Origin of the sequence: Streptococcus sp. GMD5S (assembly GCF_000298715.2) — a bacterium.
Taxonomy (GTDB): Bacteria; Bacillota; Bacilli; order Lactobacillales; family Streptococcaceae; genus Streptococcus.
Genome location: NZ_AJRG02000044.1, coordinates 1 through 1,557 on the forward strand (window position 1 = coordinate 1; position 1,557 = coordinate 1,557).

Here is a 1,557-nt window from a genome sequence, read left to right on the forward strand (position 1 = left end):
GTATCCATATTTTTAAAAGCTTCCGCAATCTTGTTCATAAAGCCATCTAATGAGTCTACCGTCTCTACTAAATTTTCCATACATGTTTTTGCGACACCAGCACAGGATTCTAGACTACTTGTGACTGATGAGTCAATAATAGTCGACATCCCCTTTGAAATCTCATCTGTCGAAACTTTGATACTCGCCTTAATGCTTTGAATTCGCATTGGCTGAATTCGCTTAACGGACATTACTCAACTCCTCCTTTGGTTTCAAGACATTGATAAACTCTTCATAAGAGTGAACCACATGGTCCTTCCCGTCCCTAGTTACCTCTCCATAAACCGTGAGGTTATCAAATAAATCACGGTCCTTAGGAATTAAGAGGCTAAAAATATCTGATAAAAGCTTAACATCTGTCTCGTTAGTTAAAAAATAGAGACTTCCTTTTTCTTTACTCATCAAGTCATAAGCTTTTGGGTATTTCTCCCTCAAGAGCCAATCTGAAGACTGTTCAATCACAGATTGTGAGAGATTAAGACAGGTAGTGTTATCTATAAAATCATCATTATAATAGTAATTTTTCAAACTTGTATAACGGTTAAATAAATATGTATACCTATTCTCAAGAGCAACCCCAAGTTCTTTAGGAACATCCTCTAGCTTACCTGTTTCCATATTAAAGAGGACTTCCTTACGGTCATGACCCCCAGTTTTTTGGAGAACTACCTTACGATACTCTTGATCATTGTATGTGACAAAATTAATATAAGTACTTGAAACTGGAAAGTATGACGAATCATAATCCGCAACAGCCTTTAAAAGGTCATACTCCTTACGAGGCAAATCATCCTGACTGGTATCATAAACCTGAATCTTCCAATACTCCCCCCAACTCAGATTCTTGACATCAAAGCGATTATCGTCCCATTTGTAAATTAAACGTTTACTGTCTGTCGAAAGGTAACGTTTCCCATAAATTGCACTGGTATACTCCAGTGGTTCTTCATTAGCTTCCTGCTCATTGCTATGATTGACATATTTCCAAGAAATGACCAACCCCTGTCTATTAGCTAGAAACTCATAAGAAGCTGGTTCTACCTCAGGAGTTCGCACTTTATAACGGTCATGTGTTAGGTAGCGATATAAGGGATAGGCTCCAGAAACCACAACAAGAAGGCTAAAAAGTCCCAGAATGATTAGTATTTTTTTCCTGTATTGTTTCATTGACTTCCTCCTGAATATTTGTTGTTTGTATCTGATAAACAAAGATTATAAACTCTTAATCCATTATACCATATGCGTGACACCGTGAGAAGATGAGAAAAGCAAAAGAAAACCACTTGAAATGGATTCAAGTGGCGAATAGTTAGGGGAGCTCATTATAAACAGAGGCATCATAGATCTTCTGTTGGATTCGTTTCTTTTCTGTATACTCTTCTGGTGAAACTGTATAAATCTCATTCGTTTCAATAGATCCTGCTAAATCGGTATCCATATTTTTAAAAGCTTCCGCAATCTTGTTCATAAAGCCATCTAATGAGTCTACCGTCTCTACTAAATTTTCCATACATG

At 36.9% G+C, this 1,557-nt stretch carries 2 protein-coding genes and 1 pseudogene; all 3 read right to left on the bottom strand.

Annotation, left to right across the window (positions count from 1 at the left end; all coding sequences use genetic code 11):
* The coding region (locus GMD5S_RS0209630) for a hypothetical protein (RefSeq protein WP_016893876.1) at positions 1-233 on the bottom strand (233 nt) is incomplete at its 3' end.
* Positions 223-1,209: a hypothetical protein gene (locus GMD5S_RS0209635; protein WP_000816347.1), complete on the bottom strand. Its 987-nt coding sequence runs from the start codon at positions 1,207-1,209 to the stop codon at positions 223-225. The genes GMD5S_RS0209630 and GMD5S_RS0209635, both read right to left, overlap by 11 nt.
* Before the next feature lie 142 nt (positions 1,210-1,351).
* A pseudogene (locus GMD5S_RS0209640) lies at positions 1,352-1,557 on the bottom strand (hypothetical protein); the annotation flags it as partial.

Bases quoted from the DNA above. Each gene is read 5' to 3' on its own strand.
- GMD5S_RS0209635 (WP_000816347.1), bottom strand. From the start codon at position 1,209: ATGAAACAATACAGGAAAAAAATACTAATCATTCTGGGACTTTTTAGC.